This is a genomic window from Promicromonospora xylanilytica (genome assembly GCF_054782895.1).
In genome coordinates this window covers 45,905-60,816 of sequence record NZ_BAAGRP010000073.1, presented here as the reverse complement: position 1 = coordinate 60,816, position 14,912 = coordinate 45,905, and the positions used below count along the sequence as shown (strand labels likewise).

The window sequence follows — 14,912 nt, the reverse complement described above, 5'->3', positions numbered from 1 at the left end:
CTGCCACGACGTGCCCTGGCTACGGCACCACCAGGATCTTGCCCCGCGCGCTGCCGGACTCGAGCCGACGGAACGCCTCCACCGCCTCCCCGAGCCCGAAGCGCCGGTCGATCCGCGGCACGATCTCGCCGGCGACCAGGAGCCCGGCCAGCTCGTCGAGGTCCGCCCGCCGGTTGGGACGCCAGGAGAAGACTCCCATCCGGGTCCCGGTCAGCCCGCCGACCACCGGGCCGAGCAGCGCCTTCTCCGCGAAGGAACCGAGGCGCCGCGCGATCAGCACGTACCGGCCGCCGGGCGCCAGGGCGCGACGGAGAGCCGCGACGGACCGCGTGTCCGCGATGTCCAGCACGACGTCGAACCGCCGGTCGCCCCGCGTGAAGTCCTCGCGGGTGTAGTCGATCACCTCGTCCGCGCCGAGCTCCCGGAGAAGGTCCAGCTTGCCGCCGTGGTCGACAGCGGTGACCACGGCGCCCCGCGCCTTCGCGATCTGCACAGCGAACGGCCCCACGCAGCCGCCGGCGCCGTTGACCAGCACCCGTTCGCCGGGCCGGATCGGCCCGGCGGCCCGCAGCCCCTGCAGCGCGAGCGACCCGGAGTGCGGGGCCGTGGCCGCGTCGTCGAACGACACCCCGTCAGGCAGCGGCGACAGGGCCGATGCCGGGACTCCCACCCGCTCAGCCAGCGCACCGTGCCCGGTCTCGAACAGGTCGGCCCAGACGCGGTCGCCCGGCCGGAACCCGGCCGCGTCCGACCCGACCTCCTCGACGATCCCCGCCACGTCGACCCCCACCCGGGGGTGGCTCGGCCTGCGCAGCCCGGTCCCGAGGCGCGCCAGGCACGGGCGGCCGAGCAGGTGGTCGAGGTCCGCCATGTTCAAGGAGGCGGCTCGGACACGGACCACCACGCCGCCGGGCCCGGGGTCGGGCGGGGCCACCGTAGCCACCCGCAGCACGTCGACGGGACCGTACTCGTCCCGGACCACGGCCCTCACGGGGCGCCGCCCGTGGTGACCGCGGCACGCTCCAGCACGAGGAAGTCGGTGACGCCGAAGAGGCGCGCGACGCGGCGGTCGGCCGCGGACAGGTGGGGCAGCGCAGCGGCCGGCTCGACGATCCGCGGCGTCACCCGGTGGGTGCGCCCGTCGGCCCGCAGCTCCGCCGATCCCGCCGCGAGGATGTTCCGCAACCAGTCCACCTCGCGCCCGTACGGCAGGTACACGAGAAAGTCGTCTCCCATCGGGTACACCCCGATCGGCGTCGCGTACTGTGCGCCCGACCTGCGCCCGACGTGTCGGATCACCGCGGCGGAGGCACCGGGCTCACCCGCGGTCCGCATCTCCACGGGCCGGCCGAACCGCTTGCCGAACCGGCGGACGAGCAGCAGCCCACGCCGGTTCTTGGTGCGCATGGTCACCACCAGCGCGATGAAGCCGACGAGCGCTACCAGTACCAACGCCACGACCGACCAGAGGATCCAGACCCACATGACGTCTCCTTCTCGGGGGAGGCTCACGATGTAAGCCTTACGCCGTAAGGTAGGTCGGTCGGCCGGACCCGTCAAGGGAAGGCGCGACGTAGGATCGCGGCATCATGACTTCACCCGGGCCGGCAGGCACAGCACCGCGGAGCGCCCTGAGCCGCGGCCGCGTGCTCCAGGCCGCGGTCGCGCTGGCCGACCGCGAGGGTCTCGGGGCGCTCACGATGCGCAGCCTCGCGCGTGAGCTCGGGATCGAGGCGATGTCGCTCTACCACCACGTCGCCAGCAAGGAGGACCTGCTCGACGGCGTGGTGGACGTCGTCGCGGCGGAGATCCAGGACGCCGTCGGCGCTCTGGGTGCCCTGCCCGACGACGCGTCCGACTCCTCGTGGAAGCCCGCGATGCGCCGGCAGATCCTCACGGCGCGCGCGGTGCTGCTGCGCCACCCCTGGGCGTCGACCGTCCTGGAGAGCCGCACGTCGTTCAGCCACCACGTCGTGCGGTACTACGACTCGCTCATCGGGCTGATGCGGCGGGGCGGCTTCTCGTACGACCTGGTCCACCACGCCATGCACGCCCTGGGCAGCCGGGCACTCGGCTTCTCCCAGGAGCTCTTCGAGCCGGACGGCGCCGCGGCGGGCTCGGCAGGCGGTGGCGGCGCCAAGGAGGGCGCCGACGACGCCGCCACGGCCATGCTCGAGCAGATGGCCGACGAGCTGCCCCACATGGTCGAGATGCTGGCCGCCGTTGCGCACGAGGGCACCAGCCCCACGCTGGGCTGGTGCGACGACCAGACCGAGTTCGAGTTCGGCCTGGACCTCATCCTCGACGGGCTCGACCGGCTGGCCGCGCGCGAGGAGAGCTGACCGGACGCTACCGCAGCGGGTCGAACGGCCGGATCTCCTCCGGTGTCTGCCCCGTGGTGATCATCGTCGCCAGGGCCCGGCCCGTCGCCGGACCGAGCACGATTCCCCACATGCCGTGGCCGCCGGCCACGTAGACGCCTGGCGCAGTGGTCCGGCCGACGAGCGGCAGCCCGTCGGGCGTCACCGGCCGGGAGCCCACCCACTCGTCCTCGCGGGAGTCGAGATCGACCCCGTCGAAGAGGCCGCGGATGGAGTTCACCATCGCCCGGACACGTCCCGGCTGGAAGGGCTCGTCGGGCCCACGGAACTCCATGGTCCCGGCGACCCGCAACCGCCCCTGGTACGGGGTGCAGGCCACACGCCGGGCCGGGAAGTAGACGGGATGGTCGATCGGCGGCCCCTCCACCGGCACGCTGAACGAGTAGCCCCGCCCGGCCTGCACCTTGGTCCGCACCCCGAACTGTTCCGCCAGCCCGGGTAGCCAGGCACCCGTGGCGATCACCACGGTGTCGGACCGCATCCTGCCGTGGCCGTGCACCGCGACCTCGACGCCGCCGGGGACCGGCCGGATGTCGTCGACGCGGGCGTCCGTCAGCACCTTGGCGCCCCGCGCACTGACCGACGTCGCCAGCGCCTGGACGTACGGGCCCGGCTCGATGTAGCGCTGTCCCTCCAGCGTCCAGGTCGACTGGACGGCCCGGGAGAGGTGCGGCACACGGACGCCGTCGGGCACCCGTGAGAGCCGGATCTCCTGGCCGGCCTTCGCCACGCCGCGCAGCTCGTGCACGAACGGGCGCGACTCCCGCTCCCGCTCGAACCCGACGACCCAGCGGCTGGGGTACGACGTCGCGTGGACCCCGCCGGCCTCGAGCTCGTCGTACGCCTCGAGCGCGATCCGGTCGATCGGGGTGAGGGCCGCCATCGCGCGCCGCCACTCACCGGGCGTCGCGTGGGCCATGAACCGGGCGAGGAACCCCCAGAGCGCGCGGTCGAACCGGAAGGGCACACTGAGGGCTGCGTCGGGGTCCAGCATCGCCTTGGGGCCGTAGGCCCAGAGGGCCGGGTCGGCCAGCGGCATCGCCATGCCAGGGGTGAGCCAGCCGGCGTTGCCCCAGGAGGCCCCTGACGCGACGCCGCGCCGGTCGAGGACTGTCACCTCCACGCCATGTTCTTGCAGGTGCCAAGCGGTGGCGAGGCCGACCATGCCGGCGCCAACGACGGTAGCGGTCTTCGTTTCGGGCACGCTCGTGCTCCTTCTGGTCAGGGCAGTACCTTGCAGTACCCCTCCCCGTCGAGCGGCGGATACTCTCATCGTCCGCCCCGCGGATCGATTCGGCGCGACGACGCGGTGAAGTGCGGCGGAACGGTCGGTGTGGTTTCGCCGCCCGACGACGGAAGGGACACAGGTGTTGCGGTGAGGGGGCTCAGCCGAGCGGCTGGGCCAAGGGCTCGATCACCCCGATCTCGTCGTCGGTCAGCGGCCCCGCCTCGAGCGCGGCCACGTTGTCCTCGAGCTGCGCCACGGACGACGCACCGATCAGGGCGGAGGTCACGCGCCGGTCCCGCAGCACCCAGGCGAGCGCGAGCTGGGCGAGCGTCTGACCGCGGCCGACGGCGATCTCGTTGAGCGCCTTGGCGCGCCCCAGATAGTCCTCCGTGAGGGCACCGGACGAGAGGAACGGGGAGTCGGAACGTGCCGCCCGCGACCCCTCCGGCGCCGCGCCGTCGAGGTACTTGCTGGTCAGCAGGCCCTGCTGGAGCGGGGAGAACACGATGGTCCCGACACCGAGCTCGCCGACGACGTCGAGCAGGGACTCGGTCTGCCGCCCGTCGTACGCGTCCTCGTGCGCCGGGTTCTCGATGTGCCGGTTGAGCATCGAGTAGGAGGGCTGGTGGATGAGCAGCGGGACGCCCAGGTCGCCGAGGATCCGCGCCGCCTCGCGCGTCCGCGCAGGCGAGTAGTTGGAGACGCCCACGTACAGGGCCTTGCCCTGCTGCACCGCCGACGCGAGGGCACCCATGGTCTCCTCGAGCGGCGTCGAGGGGTCCGGCCGGTGGTGGTAGAAGACGTCCACGTAGTCGACGCCCATCCGGGTGAGCGACTGGTTCAGGGAGGCGGTGAGGTACTTGCGCGAGCCGTGGTCGCCGTACGGCCCCGGCCACATGTCGTAGCCGGCCTTCGTCGACAGGATCAGCTCGTCGCGGTACGGCTTGAGGTCCGCGGCGAAGTGGCGCCCGAAGTTCTCCTCCGCCGAGCCGTACGGCGGGCCGTAGTTGTTCGCCAGGTCGAAGTGGGTGACGCCCAGGTCCAGCGCGCAGCGCAGGATCGCCCGCTGGGTGTCGAACGGGCTGGTGTCGCCGAAGTTGTGCCAGAGCCCCAGCGAGAGTGCCGGGAGGTCGAGGCCGGAGCGGCCGGTGCGGCGGTACTGCATGGTGTCGTAGCGGTCGTCGGCGGCGAGGTACCGGGATGCGAGGGGCATGCGGCCATCGTGGCATGCGCGGCGCGCACTCGGTCCCCCGTCGAGGCTCGACGGGATCGCATCGGTAAAACTTCCTGTTCTGCCCTCACTCCGGGCGCTGGATCTGCCCCTTTTCCTGACGCGTGGTGCGCGGGGACGTGCACCCGCGCACCACGACGAGCTGGATCAGCAGTACAGGTTGCCGCCCGGGTCCACGCCGAGCGCGCTCGTGAAGCGCAGATAGGTGTCGACACGGCTCTGCACCTGGGCCGGGTTACCGCCGTTGCACTCGATCCGGCCGTTGATGCTCCGGATGGTCTCGCCGAACCCGGCGCCGTTCACCATCGCGGCGTGCGGCGTCATGGTGCCCGGGCCGTTCTGGGTGTTCCAGTACCAGAGCCCGGTCTTCCAGGCGACAGCCGAGTTCGTCTGGACAAGGCTCGGGTTGTTCAGCAGGTCGATCCCGAGGGCGTCGCCCGCCGCCTTGTAGTTGTAGTTCCAGCTCAGCTGGACCGGACCGCGGCCGTAGTACTGGTCGTTGCCGGCCGGGCACCCGAAGGGCTGGTTGGTGTCGCAGTAGTGCGGGTAGTTGTCCGTGTTCTGCTCCACGATGTGGACCAGGCCGCCGGTCTCGTGGGAGACGTTGGCGAGGAACGCGGCAGCCTCACGCTTCTGGACGGTCTCGCTGCCGGTGTTGGCGAAGCCCGGGTACGCACTGAGCGCCTCGACGAGCCCCGCATAGGTGTAGAACGAGTTCCGGCTGGGGAAGAACTGGTTGAACTGCGTCTGGCTGACCGGGAAGTCCTCGGTGCCGGGCGGGTCCGTCGGGTCCTCACCGCCCCCGCACGTTCCGACACGCTCCCAGACCCCCCACTCGCCGGTCGTGCCGGGAGTCTCTCCCTGGGTCCACCACTTGGCACGCCACGCGACGCCGGCGTGCGTGACCTGGCTGCCGCCGACATAGACGGCGCTACCGCTCCAGGCCGGGGCCCCGCAGTCCGCCACGGCGGTCGTGCCCGCCGGTGCGGTACCGGCGGCCGCCGGTACCGAGACCGCGGCCGCCGTGGTCAGGAGTGCAGTGACGAGAGCAGTGATCAGTAGCGGTGCGCGACGAGATCTCACGGGGAACCACCTCGCTTCCGGTTCTGGGCCGTCGCCGTCGACGGCCGATTTGTTCAGGAACCTAGCAAGGTCGAGGCGGGGTGGTCGTGAGGGATTCCCACACGAAGGACCCGTACGGAGGAACAGCACGGCGAGTGCGCTCGTGGGGCTGAGTTCGGTCGGTTGACCCGCGGGAGTGGATGAGTTCGGTCGGTTGCCATGAGATCGGTCAATCAACTGACCGATCTCATCCCAACGGACCGAAGTCACCGAGACCCACCAGACAACCGGCCACGGCGTCCTCCAGGGTCGGCGCGGACGCCGCAGATCCGGGGCGGGCGGCGTACAAGGTCGCCGACGACGTACGGCAGCACCAGGTCTGGGGCCTGGGGTCGTACCGCGTGTTCGCCTCGGACGCGTCGATCACCTCGGACAACGGCTTCGAGGTGCCGGTCACGCCGGGGGTGCGGATTGCACTCTCTGCTCACCGTGTCGCTCGGCGGGGTGGGCAGCTACGAGCACGTCGTCAACGGCGTCGGCCCCCGCACGGCGGGCACGGAAACCGTCCCGGCCAAGGTGGTGAGCTACCCGTAGCCACGTGGTCAGGTGACGGCGCCCATGTGCCACGGGATGAACTCCTCGGCGCCGATCCCGAGCTCCTCGCTCACCGTCTGCTCCCCGGAGGCCACCGCCAGGATGCGGTCGAAGATCTGCCGGCCCACCTCGGCGACCGTCGCGGTGCCGTCCACGACCACGCCCGCGTTGATGTCCATGTCCTCCGCCATCACGGAGTACATCGGGGTGTTGGTCGCCACCTTGATGGACGGCGTCGGCCGGCAGCCGAAGACCGAGCCCCGGCCGGTGGTGAACACCACCACGTTGGCGCCGCCCGCGACGAGGCCCGTGACGGACACGGGGTCGTAGCCGGGGGTGTCCATGAACCCGAACCCGCGCTCGGTGATCGGCTCGGCGTACTCGTACACGGCGCCGAGGTCGGCCTGGCCACCCTTGGCGACCGCGCCGAGCGACTTCTCCAGGATGGTCGTCAGCCCGCCCGCCTTGTTGCCCGGCGATGGGTTGTTGTCCAGCGTGCCGCCACCCGCCGCGACGTAGCCGCGCCACCAGTCGATCCGGTCCAGCAGCTTCTTGGCGACCGCCGGCTCGGTGGCCCGGGCGGTCAGCAGGTGCTCGGCCCCGTACACCTCGGGGGTCTCGGCCAGCACCGACGTCGCCCCGTAGGCGACCAGCCGGTCCGAGGCCCAGCCCAGCGCCGGGTTGGCCGTGATGCCGGAGTAGCCGTCCGAGCCGCCGCAGTTCAGCGCGAGCACCAGCTCCGACACGTCGCACTCGACCCGCTCGCGTGCGTTGACCTGCGGCAGCATCTCGCGGACGGCGGCGACACCCGCGCGCACCGACGCGCGCACACCGCCGGCCTCCTGGATGGTCAGGGAGCGCACCACCGTGTCGTCGGGGATGGCGGCGAGCAGTCCCTGCTTCACGTCGTCGGGCGGACCGAGGGTCGGCATCCCCAGGTCGGCGACCTGGCCCGATCGGGCCGACAGCGCCGCACCCGGCACCATCTCGCAACCCAGCCCCAGCACCAGCAAGCCGGCCACGTTCGGGTGGGCCGCGTACCCGCGCAGGGTGCGCAGCAGGATCTGGCCGCCCTCGGAGTCGGGCACCAGGCCGCAGCCCGACGTGTGGGTCAGGGCGATGACGCCGTCGATGTTCTCGAACTCGTCCAGGGCGCTGCCGGTGAACTGGTCGGCGATCATCTTGGCCGTCGACGCCGAGCAGTTCACGCTCGTCAGGATCGCCACGAAGTTACGGGTGCCGACCCGCCCGTCGGCCCGGCGGTAACCGCGGAAGGTGGGGCGGGCGCCGTCGGGCACCGGGAGCTCGGTGTGCGTGCCGCCCAGCGGCGCCTCGCGCGTGCCCTCCTCGAAGCCGAGGTTGTGCGCGTGCACGTGGTCGCCGGGCGCGATGTCTGCGGTCGCGACCCCGATGACCTGCCCGTACTTGTGCACCTCGCCGCCCGCCGGCACGGCCCGCAGCGCGATCTTGTGCCCGCGCGGCACCGGCTGCCGGACGGCGACCGGCCCCGCCCCCGGGGCGGCGGCCCGGTCGCCCGGGCTCAGGTCACGGGTGGCGACGGCGACGTCGTCACCCTCACGCAGTACGAGCAGACCGACCTCAGCCACGGGCACCTCTCGAAATCTATGAACCGTTTCATCCTACCGACCACCCACCCGACACGTTGAGCTGCGTCGCGGCCTCGTCGGGGGTGATGCGCTCGAAGAGCACATCGGTGTTGACGCGCTCCATGATGTCGGCGAGCTCCGCGGAACCGTGCGGCGGCACGGGCGGGGTGTCGACGATCTCGTCCTCGATGTCCGCCATGAAGTCGGCCATCTTCTGGTCGGTGGGCGACAGGTCGCCCAGGATGCCCTCGCGCACCTCCGTGTTCGCGGGCAGGCCGCGGTCGGTCAGCATGATGTCCGCGGCTTCCTGCGAGTTCAGCAGGAAGTCGACGAACTTCGCGGAGGACTCCGGGTACTCGGTGTCCGCGGAGACCGAGTAGAACATCGCCGGCTTGTAGTACATGCCGGTGCGCTCACCCTCGGTCTCGCCGGGCAGGCGGAGCAGCTCGAGCTCGTGACCGGACGAGTCCGTCAGCGCGCCCAGCTGGTTGGTCCACCAGACGCCCATGGCGCCCTGGTTGGTACCGAGCAGACCGCCCTCGGGGCCGGCCGCCTGGTACTCGACCGTGCGGGCGGCGTCCGGCTGGCCGCCACCCTCCATCAGGTCGAGCGAGACCTGGAAGAAGTCGGCGACGGTCTGCTCGGAGACACCGAGCTCGCCCTCCGGCGTGAACAGCGTCTCGCCGCGCTGGCGCGCCAGCACGTTGAGGCCTGCCTCGTTGAAGCCGTAGTCCTGCACGCCCCACACGCCGTCACCGGCACCCTTCGCGACGGCGTTCGCCGTGCTGACGTAGTCCTCCCACGTCCAGGTGGTGTCGTCGGGCATGTCGACGCCGGCGTCGGCGAAGATCTCCGGGTCGGCGACCATCGCGTAGGCGTTGATGCCCGTCGGGAGGCCGTACTGCGCACCGTCGATCTGGCCGCCCGCCAGGACGCTGTCATCCACCTTCGACGTGTCGACGTCGAGCTGGCTCAGGTCCGCGAGCACGTTCTTGGTGGCGTAGTCGGAGATGTAGCGCTCCTCCTGGGTGATGACGTCCGGGGTGTCGCCGGCGGCCACCGAGGTGGCCAGCTTGTCCCAGTAGCCGTCCCAGTCGGTGAAGTCGGGTACCACGGTGATGTCGGGGTTCTCCGCCTCGAACGCATCGATGATCTGCTGCGTCGACTCGTGGCGGGTGTCGGACCCCCACCACGCGAACCGGATCTCGCAGGGGCACTCCTCGGCCGCGGCGGGCCCGTCGCCGCCGCTGCCGCCGATGCCCGAGTCGCCGCCCCCACATCCCGCGAGAGCCAGGGTCACTGCCGCGATACCCGCGGCCGAGGCGGCGAGGCGCTTGCCGCGCCTCGTCGGTAGTCCGTTGCCGGTGATGCTCATGTGTTTCTCCTTCTGTGACAGTGACGTCGTTGTCGCGGAGCTACTTGATTCCGGTGGTCGCGATGCCCTTGACCAGGTACTTCTGGCCGAACAGGAACGCGATGAAGACGGGGATGAGAGACACGATCGACATGGCGAACAGCGAGCCCCACGAGCTCTCGCCCGTCGAGTCGACGAACGTCCGCAGCGCGATCGGCACGGTGTACATCTCCGGCCGGGTGAGGAAGATCAGCTGGCTGAAGAAGTCGTTCCACGTCCAGATGAACGTGAAGATCGCCGTGGTGGCGAGGGCAGGCATCGACAGCGGCAGCATGATCTGCAGGTAGATGCGCAGGTGGTTGGCGCCGTCGAGGGTCGCCGCCTCGTCGAGCTCCCGCGGGATCCCGCGGAAGAACTGGACCATGAGGAAGATGAAGAACGCGTCGGTGGCAAGCAGCTTCGGCACGATCAGCGGCAGGAACGTGTTGATCCACTCGAGCTGGGAGAACAGCACGTACTGGGGCACGATCACCACGTGGATCGGCAGCATGATCGACATCAGCATGATCGCGAACCACAGCCGCTTGCCCTTGAACTCGAGCCGCGCGAACGCGTAGGCCGCGAGTGAGCAGGAGAGCAGGTTTCCGAGCAGCGACCCGAGCACGACGATCGCCGAGTTGATCAGGTAGTGGCTGAACGGGTGCAGCAGCGCGTTCCACCCGTCCGTGTAGTTGGACAGGTCGATGTCGGTGGGGATGAGCCCTGGCTCCCGGAAGATCAGCGCGTTCGGCTTGAACGAGCTGGCCAGCATCCAGAGCAGCGGGTACAGCATCACGAAGCCGAAGGCGATCAGACCCGCGTGCTTGAGCAGGCTCCCCACCCTGGCACGCAGGTGGCGGCCGGGTGGCCGGACGGCCGGACGGTGGTCCTCGGGCGCGATCCCGTCATGGTCCGACGGCGGCGGCACCGCGCGCGAGGCGGTCTTGAGGGGCGTGGAGGCGTCAGTCATCGTAGAAGACCCAGTACTTGGAGGCGAGGAAGTTGACTGCGGTCATGCCACCGATGATCAGCAGCAGGAACCAGGCCATCGCCGACGCGTAGCCCATGTCGAGCGAGCCGAACCCCTTGAGGTAGAGGTACAGCGTGTAGAGGAGCGTCGAGTCGGACGGGCCGCCGTTCCCGCCGCTCACCACGAACGCCCGGGTGAAGGACTGGAACGCCTCGATGAGCTGCAGCACGAGGTTGAAGAAGATGATCGGCGTCAGCAGCGGCAGCGTGACGGACCGGAACTGGCGGAACTTGCTCGCTCCGTCGATCGAGGCCGCCTCGTAGTACATCTGCGGGATCTGCCGCAGGCCGGCCAGGAAGATCACCATGGGGGCGCCGAACGTCCAGACGTTGAGCGCCATGAGGGTGCCCAGCGCGTAGTCCGGGTGCGACACCCAGCCCTGGCCCTGCACGCCGAAGAGTGCGAGCACCTGGTTGACCAGCCCGTCGGCGCCGAAGATCTGGCGCCACAGGATCGCGATGGCCACCGAACCGCCGAGCAGCGAGGGCAGGTAGTACACGGACCGGTACAGGGCGAGCCCGCGCATTCCCCGGTCGAGCAACAGCGCGAGGCCCAGGGCCGCGGCGAGCTGCAGCGGTACCGACACGAACACGTACATGAAGGTGACGCCGAGGGAGTTGAGGAACCTCGGGTCCTCGAACATCCGCGTGAAGTTCTCGAGGCCCACCCACTGGGGCGGCGAGAGCAGGTCGTAGTCCGTGAAGGACAGGTACAGCGAGGCGCCCATGGGCCCTGCTGTGATGAGCACGAGCCCGACGAACCAGGGCGCGAGGAAGAAGAGCGCCCAGCGCCCGTCACCCTTTCTCCGTGGACTGACGCTCTGTTTGCTGCGGGAGAGCTCCTGGATCACTGACATGGGTTCACCACCGCTCTGGCGGGCGGTGGCTCGGACCGCCAAGGTCCGGGCTCGCGGTTCGGGTGGCGCATCGCGTTTGTCCTCCGGATCGTCGTCGATCCCCGGTCGCATCGGTGAGAAACCGGTCTCTGGTGGAGGAACGTACCACACGAGCAACCGGTTTCCCATGGTGTACCGTCAACTCGGGAAACCGGTACCACCGCATCCCGCGCCACGGCGCGGTGCACGGGCGGGGCCGGACAGGTGACGGACGGAGAGCAGATGGTCAGCGGCAGCGCAGGGGGCACAGGTCAGCGCGCGGGTCAGCGGCGTGCCATGGCCACGATCGGGGACGTCGCGACGGCGGCAGGGGTGTCGCGCGCGACCGTCTCCCGGGTCATGAACGGGCGGAGCACCGTCGACGCGGCCATCGCGGAACGGGTGCGGGACGCCGCGGCATCGCTGAGCTACCGGCCCAGCAACGCCGCACGGAGCCTGGCGCTCGGCCGCACCCAGACCGTGGCGCTCGTGGTGCCCGACCTCGGCAATCCCGTGTTCCAGCAGATCCTGCGCGGCGTCATGGACGGCGCGGCGGAGGACGGCTACCGCGTGCTCGTGGCGGACACGGTGGAGGACGACCAGCAGGAGGGCGCCATCGCGCTCGAGGCGCGCATGCGCTGCGACGCCCTGGTCCTCGTGTCACCGCGCATCGGGGACGCCGAGCTCAGCGCGCTCATCGCCGACGTCGAGCCGGTGGTCCTCGTCAACCGGGAGACCGGCGGCGCGGCCCCCAGCCTGGTCGTGGACTACGAGGACGCCGCGCTCCAGGTGGTCGAGCACCTCGTGTCGCTCGGCCACCGCCGCATGGTCTACCTCGGTGGCCCCGTGCGGAGCGCGTCCGACGAGCTGCGCCGGGCCGGCCTCGCCCGCGCGAGGAAGCGGCACGCCGATCTCGAGATCATCGACCTGCCCGCCGGGCCGGACATCCAGGCAGGGCACGGCGCGGCACCCGCCGTCCTGGCGACCCGCGCCACCGCCGCGGTGGCGTTCAACGACCTCGTCGCGTTCGGCCTGCTCGCCGGCCTGAACGAGGCAGGTGTAGCCGTGCCCGCCGACATCTCGGTGGCCGGATTCGACGACATCGAGCTGTCCCGTTATGCCACACCCGCGCTGACAACTGTCGCGGTACCGCAGGCCGAGCTCGGCCGCCACGCCTGGAGGGAGCTGCACGCTGTGATCGACGACGATGCCCACCCCGCAAGCTCTGCTCGATTCACGCCGAGCCTGGAGGTGCGCGGCAGCACCGGCCCCGTACCCCAGGGCCCGGAGCGCGTGCACGTCACGGACGACGACGGCGGAACCGCCGTCGTGCCGCGCGACGAGATCCCGACCGTGCCGCCCACCGCGGCCCCCACCTGGTCCGTCCCCGCGGACCCCGAAGCCGACGCCGTGGTGCTGACCTGCGGCGACGGGCTGGAACTGGTGCGCCGCGACGCGGGCGGCCGCATGCCGAAGGTGCACGCGCGGCGCCCGTACCTGCACCCCGTGCACACCCTGGCGGGCGTGCCGCTCACCGACGTGAGCCCTGTCGACCACCGGCACCACTACGGCGTCGGCATCGCGGTTCCCGACGTGAACGGCACCAGCCACTGGGGCGGCCGCACCTTCATCGAGGACGTCGGGCCGACGCTCCTGAAGAACCACGGCCGGCAGACCTCGCAGGGTGTCCGCGTCGAACCCGCCCCGGCCACGCGCGCGGCCGGAGCGGGAGCCGAGGCGGGCGAGGCCCTGGTCGAGGACGTGCTGTGGTCCGACGAGCACGGCGACCCGCAGCTCCGCGAGGAGCGCCGCGTCACGGCACGCCTGCTCCCCCAGAACCCTGGGTCGGCCGCCGCACCCGGCTGGGTGCTCGACTGGCGGTCCACCCTCCACGCCGACCACGGCCCGCTCGAGATCCGCTCGCCCGCCACCAACGGCAGGCCCGGTGCCGGCTACGGCGGCCTGTTCTGGCGGCTGCCGATCGCCGAGACCACGTCGGTCCTGTCCGCGGCGGGCACCGGCGAGAACCGCGCGCACGGCAGCTCGTCACCCTGGGTCGCCTTCGTGCAGCAGCAGGGCGGCCGGTCCACGACGCTCCTGCTGGTCCAGCCCGGCCAGGTCCGGCCCTGGTTCCTGCGCTCCGCTGAATACCCCGGAGCCTGCCCGGCACTCGCCTGGGACTCGCCGCTGCTCGTCCCCGAGGGCGGCTCCGTCCAGCTGGACCTCGTCGCCGTGCTCCTCGACACCGCCCTCACCGGCTCCGCCGCGGCGGCGCTCGCCGCGGATCTCACCGACGGCGGCCGGCGGTGAGCCTGCCGAAGGTCGCGGTCGTCGGTGTCCACGGTCACGGGGGCTCGCACCTGCGGACCGTCGCGGAGCTCGAGGCGAGAGGGCTGGCGCGGCTGAGCGCCGTCGTCGACCCGCGGGAGCCCGACGACGCTCCCGCGCCGTGGTTCGCGAGCCTCGGCGACCTGCTGTCGGGGGGCGCGGACACCCTGCCCGACGTCGTGGTCCTCTCCACCCCCATCCACACCCACCTGCCGCTCGCCCGCGCCGCGATGGAGGCCGGCATCGACGTGCTGCTCGAGAAGCCGACCGCCGCGTCCCTGGCGGAGCACGCCGAGCTCGTCGCCGTCGCCGAACGGACCGGGCGCCTGTGCCAGGTCGGGTTCCAGACCTTCGGCTCCCACGCGCTGCCCGCCGTCGCCGACATGGTCGCGCGCGGCGAGGTGGGGCAGGTGACCGGCATCGGCGCTGTCGGGACCTGGGTCCGGACCGCCGCGTACTGGGCGCGCTCGCCATGGGCCGGGCGGCGGCGCATGGGCGACCGCGCCGTCGTGGACGGCGTGGTGACCAACCCGCTCGCGCACGCCGTGGCGACCGCCCTGTGGGTGGGCGGCGCCAGGGCCGGCGCCGACCTCGCCTACGTGAACACCGACCTGTGGCGCGCCAACCCGATCGAGGCCGACGACACCTCGTCCCTGCGCGCCGTCGGCACGGACGGGACGCGGTACGGGTTCGGCCTCACGCTGTGCGCGGCCGAACGCACCCCGGCACGGGTCATCGTGCAGGGGACCGCCGGCGAGATCGAGCTCGAGTACGAGCACGACCTGGTCCGGCTGCGCACCGGGCGCGTCGTCGCGGAGAAGCAGTACGGGCGCACGGGGCTGCTGGAGAACCTGCTGCGCGCCCGCACTGGCGAACGGCTCCTGTGCGACGCGCGGGACACCGGCGCGTTCATGCGGGTGCTCGAGGCCGTGCGCACCGCCGCCGACCCTGCGCCGATCGCCGACGACTTCGTGGACTGGGCGGACGGTATCGAACAGGGCTCCGGGAGCGCCGGCTCCCGGACGATCGGCGGCACGCAGGGAAACCCGGAGGGCGACTCACGCCATCCCGTGGTGCGCGACGTCGCCGCGTGGTGCGAGCGGGCTGCGCGCGAACAGCGCACGTTCACGGAGCTCGGTGCTCCCTGGACGGTCAGCACCTAGCCGCCGACCGCCGTGGGAGGG

Annotated in this window: 13 protein-coding genes; 4 read left to right on the top strand and 9 right to left on the bottom strand. The window is 71.5% G+C overall.

The window, feature by feature from the left end; translation table 11 throughout:
* Positions 1-19: 19 nt before the first annotated feature.
* Together ACYVK7_RS22255 and ACYVK7_RS22250 are read right to left on the bottom strand one after the other, a co-directional pair.
* Positions 20-991 carry an NAD(P)-dependent alcohol dehydrogenase gene (locus ACYVK7_RS22255; protein ID WP_460889908.1) on the bottom strand — a complete coding sequence of 324 codons (972 nt, stop codon included), beginning with the start codon at positions 989-991 and terminating at the stop codon, positions 20-22.
* Entirely contained in the window at positions 988-1,485 is a 498-nt protein-coding gene (locus ACYVK7_RS22250) for a nitroreductase family deazaflavin-dependent oxidoreductase (protein WP_460889907.1), read from the bottom strand. Before ACYVK7_RS22250 ends, ACYVK7_RS22255 begins: the two co-directional genes overlap by 4 nt.
* 104 nt (positions 1,486-1,589) lie before the next feature.
* On the opposite strand from ACYVK7_RS22250, the gene ACYVK7_RS22245 reads away from it, so the two are divergent.
* Positions 1,590-2,342 carry a TetR/AcrR family transcriptional regulator gene (locus tag ACYVK7_RS22245; RefSeq protein WP_460889906.1) on the top strand — a complete coding sequence of 251 codons (753 nt, stop codon included), beginning with the start codon at positions 1,590-1,592 and terminating at the stop codon, positions 2,340-2,342.
* 7 nt (positions 2,343-2,349) lie between these two features.
* Here the strand turns inward: ACYVK7_RS22245 and ACYVK7_RS22240 are convergent, their stop codons facing one another.
* The 3 genes from ACYVK7_RS22240 to ACYVK7_RS22230 all read right to left on the bottom strand — a co-directional run bounded on the left by ACYVK7_RS22240 (position 2,350) and on the right by ACYVK7_RS22230 (position 5,923).
* On the bottom strand, positions 2,350-3,585 hold the full coding sequence (locus tag ACYVK7_RS22240) for an NAD(P)/FAD-dependent oxidoreductase (RefSeq protein ID WP_460889905.1): 1,236 nt from the start codon (positions 3,583-3,585) through the stop codon (positions 2,350-2,352).
* Positions 3,586-3,766: 181 nt separating this feature from the next.
* Positions 3,767-4,822, bottom strand: coding sequence for an aldo/keto reductase (locus tag ACYVK7_RS22235; protein ID WP_460889904.1), 1,056 nt, complete (start codon positions 4,820-4,822; stop codon positions 3,767-3,769).
* A gap of 165 nt (positions 4,823-4,987) precedes the next feature.
* Positions 4,988-5,923: a glycoside hydrolase family 19 protein gene (locus ACYVK7_RS22230; RefSeq protein ID WP_460889903.1), complete on the bottom strand. Its 936-nt coding sequence runs from the start codon at positions 5,921-5,923 to the stop codon at positions 4,988-4,990.
* A 450-nt stretch (positions 5,924-6,373) separates the two neighbouring features.
* On the opposite strand from ACYVK7_RS22230, the gene ACYVK7_RS22225 reads away from it, so the two are divergent.
* Positions 6,374-6,496 carry a hypothetical protein gene (locus ACYVK7_RS22225; protein WP_460889902.1) on the top strand — a complete coding sequence of 41 codons (123 nt, stop codon included), beginning with the start codon at positions 6,374-6,376 and terminating at the stop codon, positions 6,494-6,496.
* 8 nt (positions 6,497-6,504) lie between these two features.
* Here ACYVK7_RS22225 and ACYVK7_RS22220 read toward each other — a convergent pair whose 3' ends face one another.
* The 4 genes from ACYVK7_RS22220 to ACYVK7_RS22205 are packed head-to-tail and all read right to left on the bottom strand — an operon-like array spanning position 6,505 to position 11,382.
* Positions 6,505-8,109 (bottom strand): UxaA family hydrolase, encoded by a 1,605-nt coding sequence (locus ACYVK7_RS22220; protein WP_460889901.1) that lies wholly within the window; start codon positions 8,107-8,109, stop codon positions 6,505-6,507.
* A gap of 22 nt (positions 8,110-8,131) precedes the next feature.
* A complete protein-coding gene (locus ACYVK7_RS22215; RefSeq protein ID WP_460889900.1) occupies positions 8,132-9,478 on the bottom strand; it encodes an ABC transporter substrate-binding protein in 1,347 nt (448 codons plus the stop codon).
* 40 nt (positions 9,479-9,518) lie between these two features.
* On the bottom strand, positions 9,519-10,466 hold the full coding sequence (locus ACYVK7_RS22210; RefSeq protein ID WP_460889899.1) for a carbohydrate ABC transporter permease: 948 nt from the start codon (positions 10,464-10,466) through the stop codon (positions 9,519-9,521).
* A complete protein-coding gene (locus ACYVK7_RS22205) occupies positions 10,459-11,382 on the bottom strand; it encodes a carbohydrate ABC transporter permease (RefSeq protein WP_460889898.1) in 924 nt (307 codons plus the stop codon). Before ACYVK7_RS22205 ends, ACYVK7_RS22210 begins: the two co-directional genes overlap by 8 nt.
* A 315-nt stretch (positions 11,383-11,697) precedes the next feature.
* Here ACYVK7_RS22205 and ACYVK7_RS22200 point away from each other — a divergent pair, with 315 nt between their 5' ends.
* Both ACYVK7_RS22200 and ACYVK7_RS22195 read left to right on the top strand, forming a co-directional pair.
* A complete protein-coding gene (locus ACYVK7_RS22200) occupies positions 11,698-13,710 on the top strand; it encodes a DUF6807 family protein (protein ID WP_460889897.1) in 2,013 nt (670 codons plus the stop codon).
* The gene (locus ACYVK7_RS22195; RefSeq protein ID WP_460889896.1) at positions 13,707-14,891 is read left to right on the top strand and encodes a Gfo/Idh/MocA family protein; all 1,185 of its coding nucleotides are present in this window, start codon (positions 13,707-13,709) and stop codon (positions 14,889-14,891) included. The genes ACYVK7_RS22200 and ACYVK7_RS22195 overlap by 4 nt, the downstream gene beginning before the upstream one ends.
* Positions 14,892-14,912: the final 21 nt, after the last annotated feature.

Bases quoted from the DNA above. Each gene is read 5' to 3' on its own strand.
- ACYVK7_RS22250 (WP_460889907.1), bottom strand. From the start codon at position 1,485: ATGTGGGTCTGGATCCTCTGGTCGGTCGTGGCGTTGGTACTGGTAGCG.
- ACYVK7_RS22245 (WP_460889906.1), top strand. From the start codon at position 1,590: ATGACTTCACCCGGGCCGGCAGGCACAGCACCGCGGAGCGCCCTGAGC.
- ACYVK7_RS22235 (WP_460889904.1), bottom strand. From the start codon at position 4,822: ATGCCCCTCGCATCCCGGTACCTCGCCGCCGACGACCGCTACGACACC.
- ACYVK7_RS22215 (WP_460889900.1), bottom strand. From the start codon at position 9,478: ATGAGCATCACCGGCAACGGACTACCGACGAGGCGCGGCAAGCGCCTC.
- ACYVK7_RS22210 (WP_460889899.1), bottom strand. From the start codon at position 10,466: ATGACTGACGCCTCCACGCCCCTCAAGACCGCCTCGCGCGCGGTGCCG.
- ACYVK7_RS22205 (WP_460889898.1), bottom strand. From the start codon at position 11,382: ATGTCAGTGATCCAGGAGCTCTCCCGCAGCAAACAGAGCGTCAGTCCA.
- ACYVK7_RS22200 (WP_460889897.1), top strand. From the start codon at position 11,698: ATGGCCACGATCGGGGACGTCGCGACGGCGGCAGGGGTGTCGCGCGCG.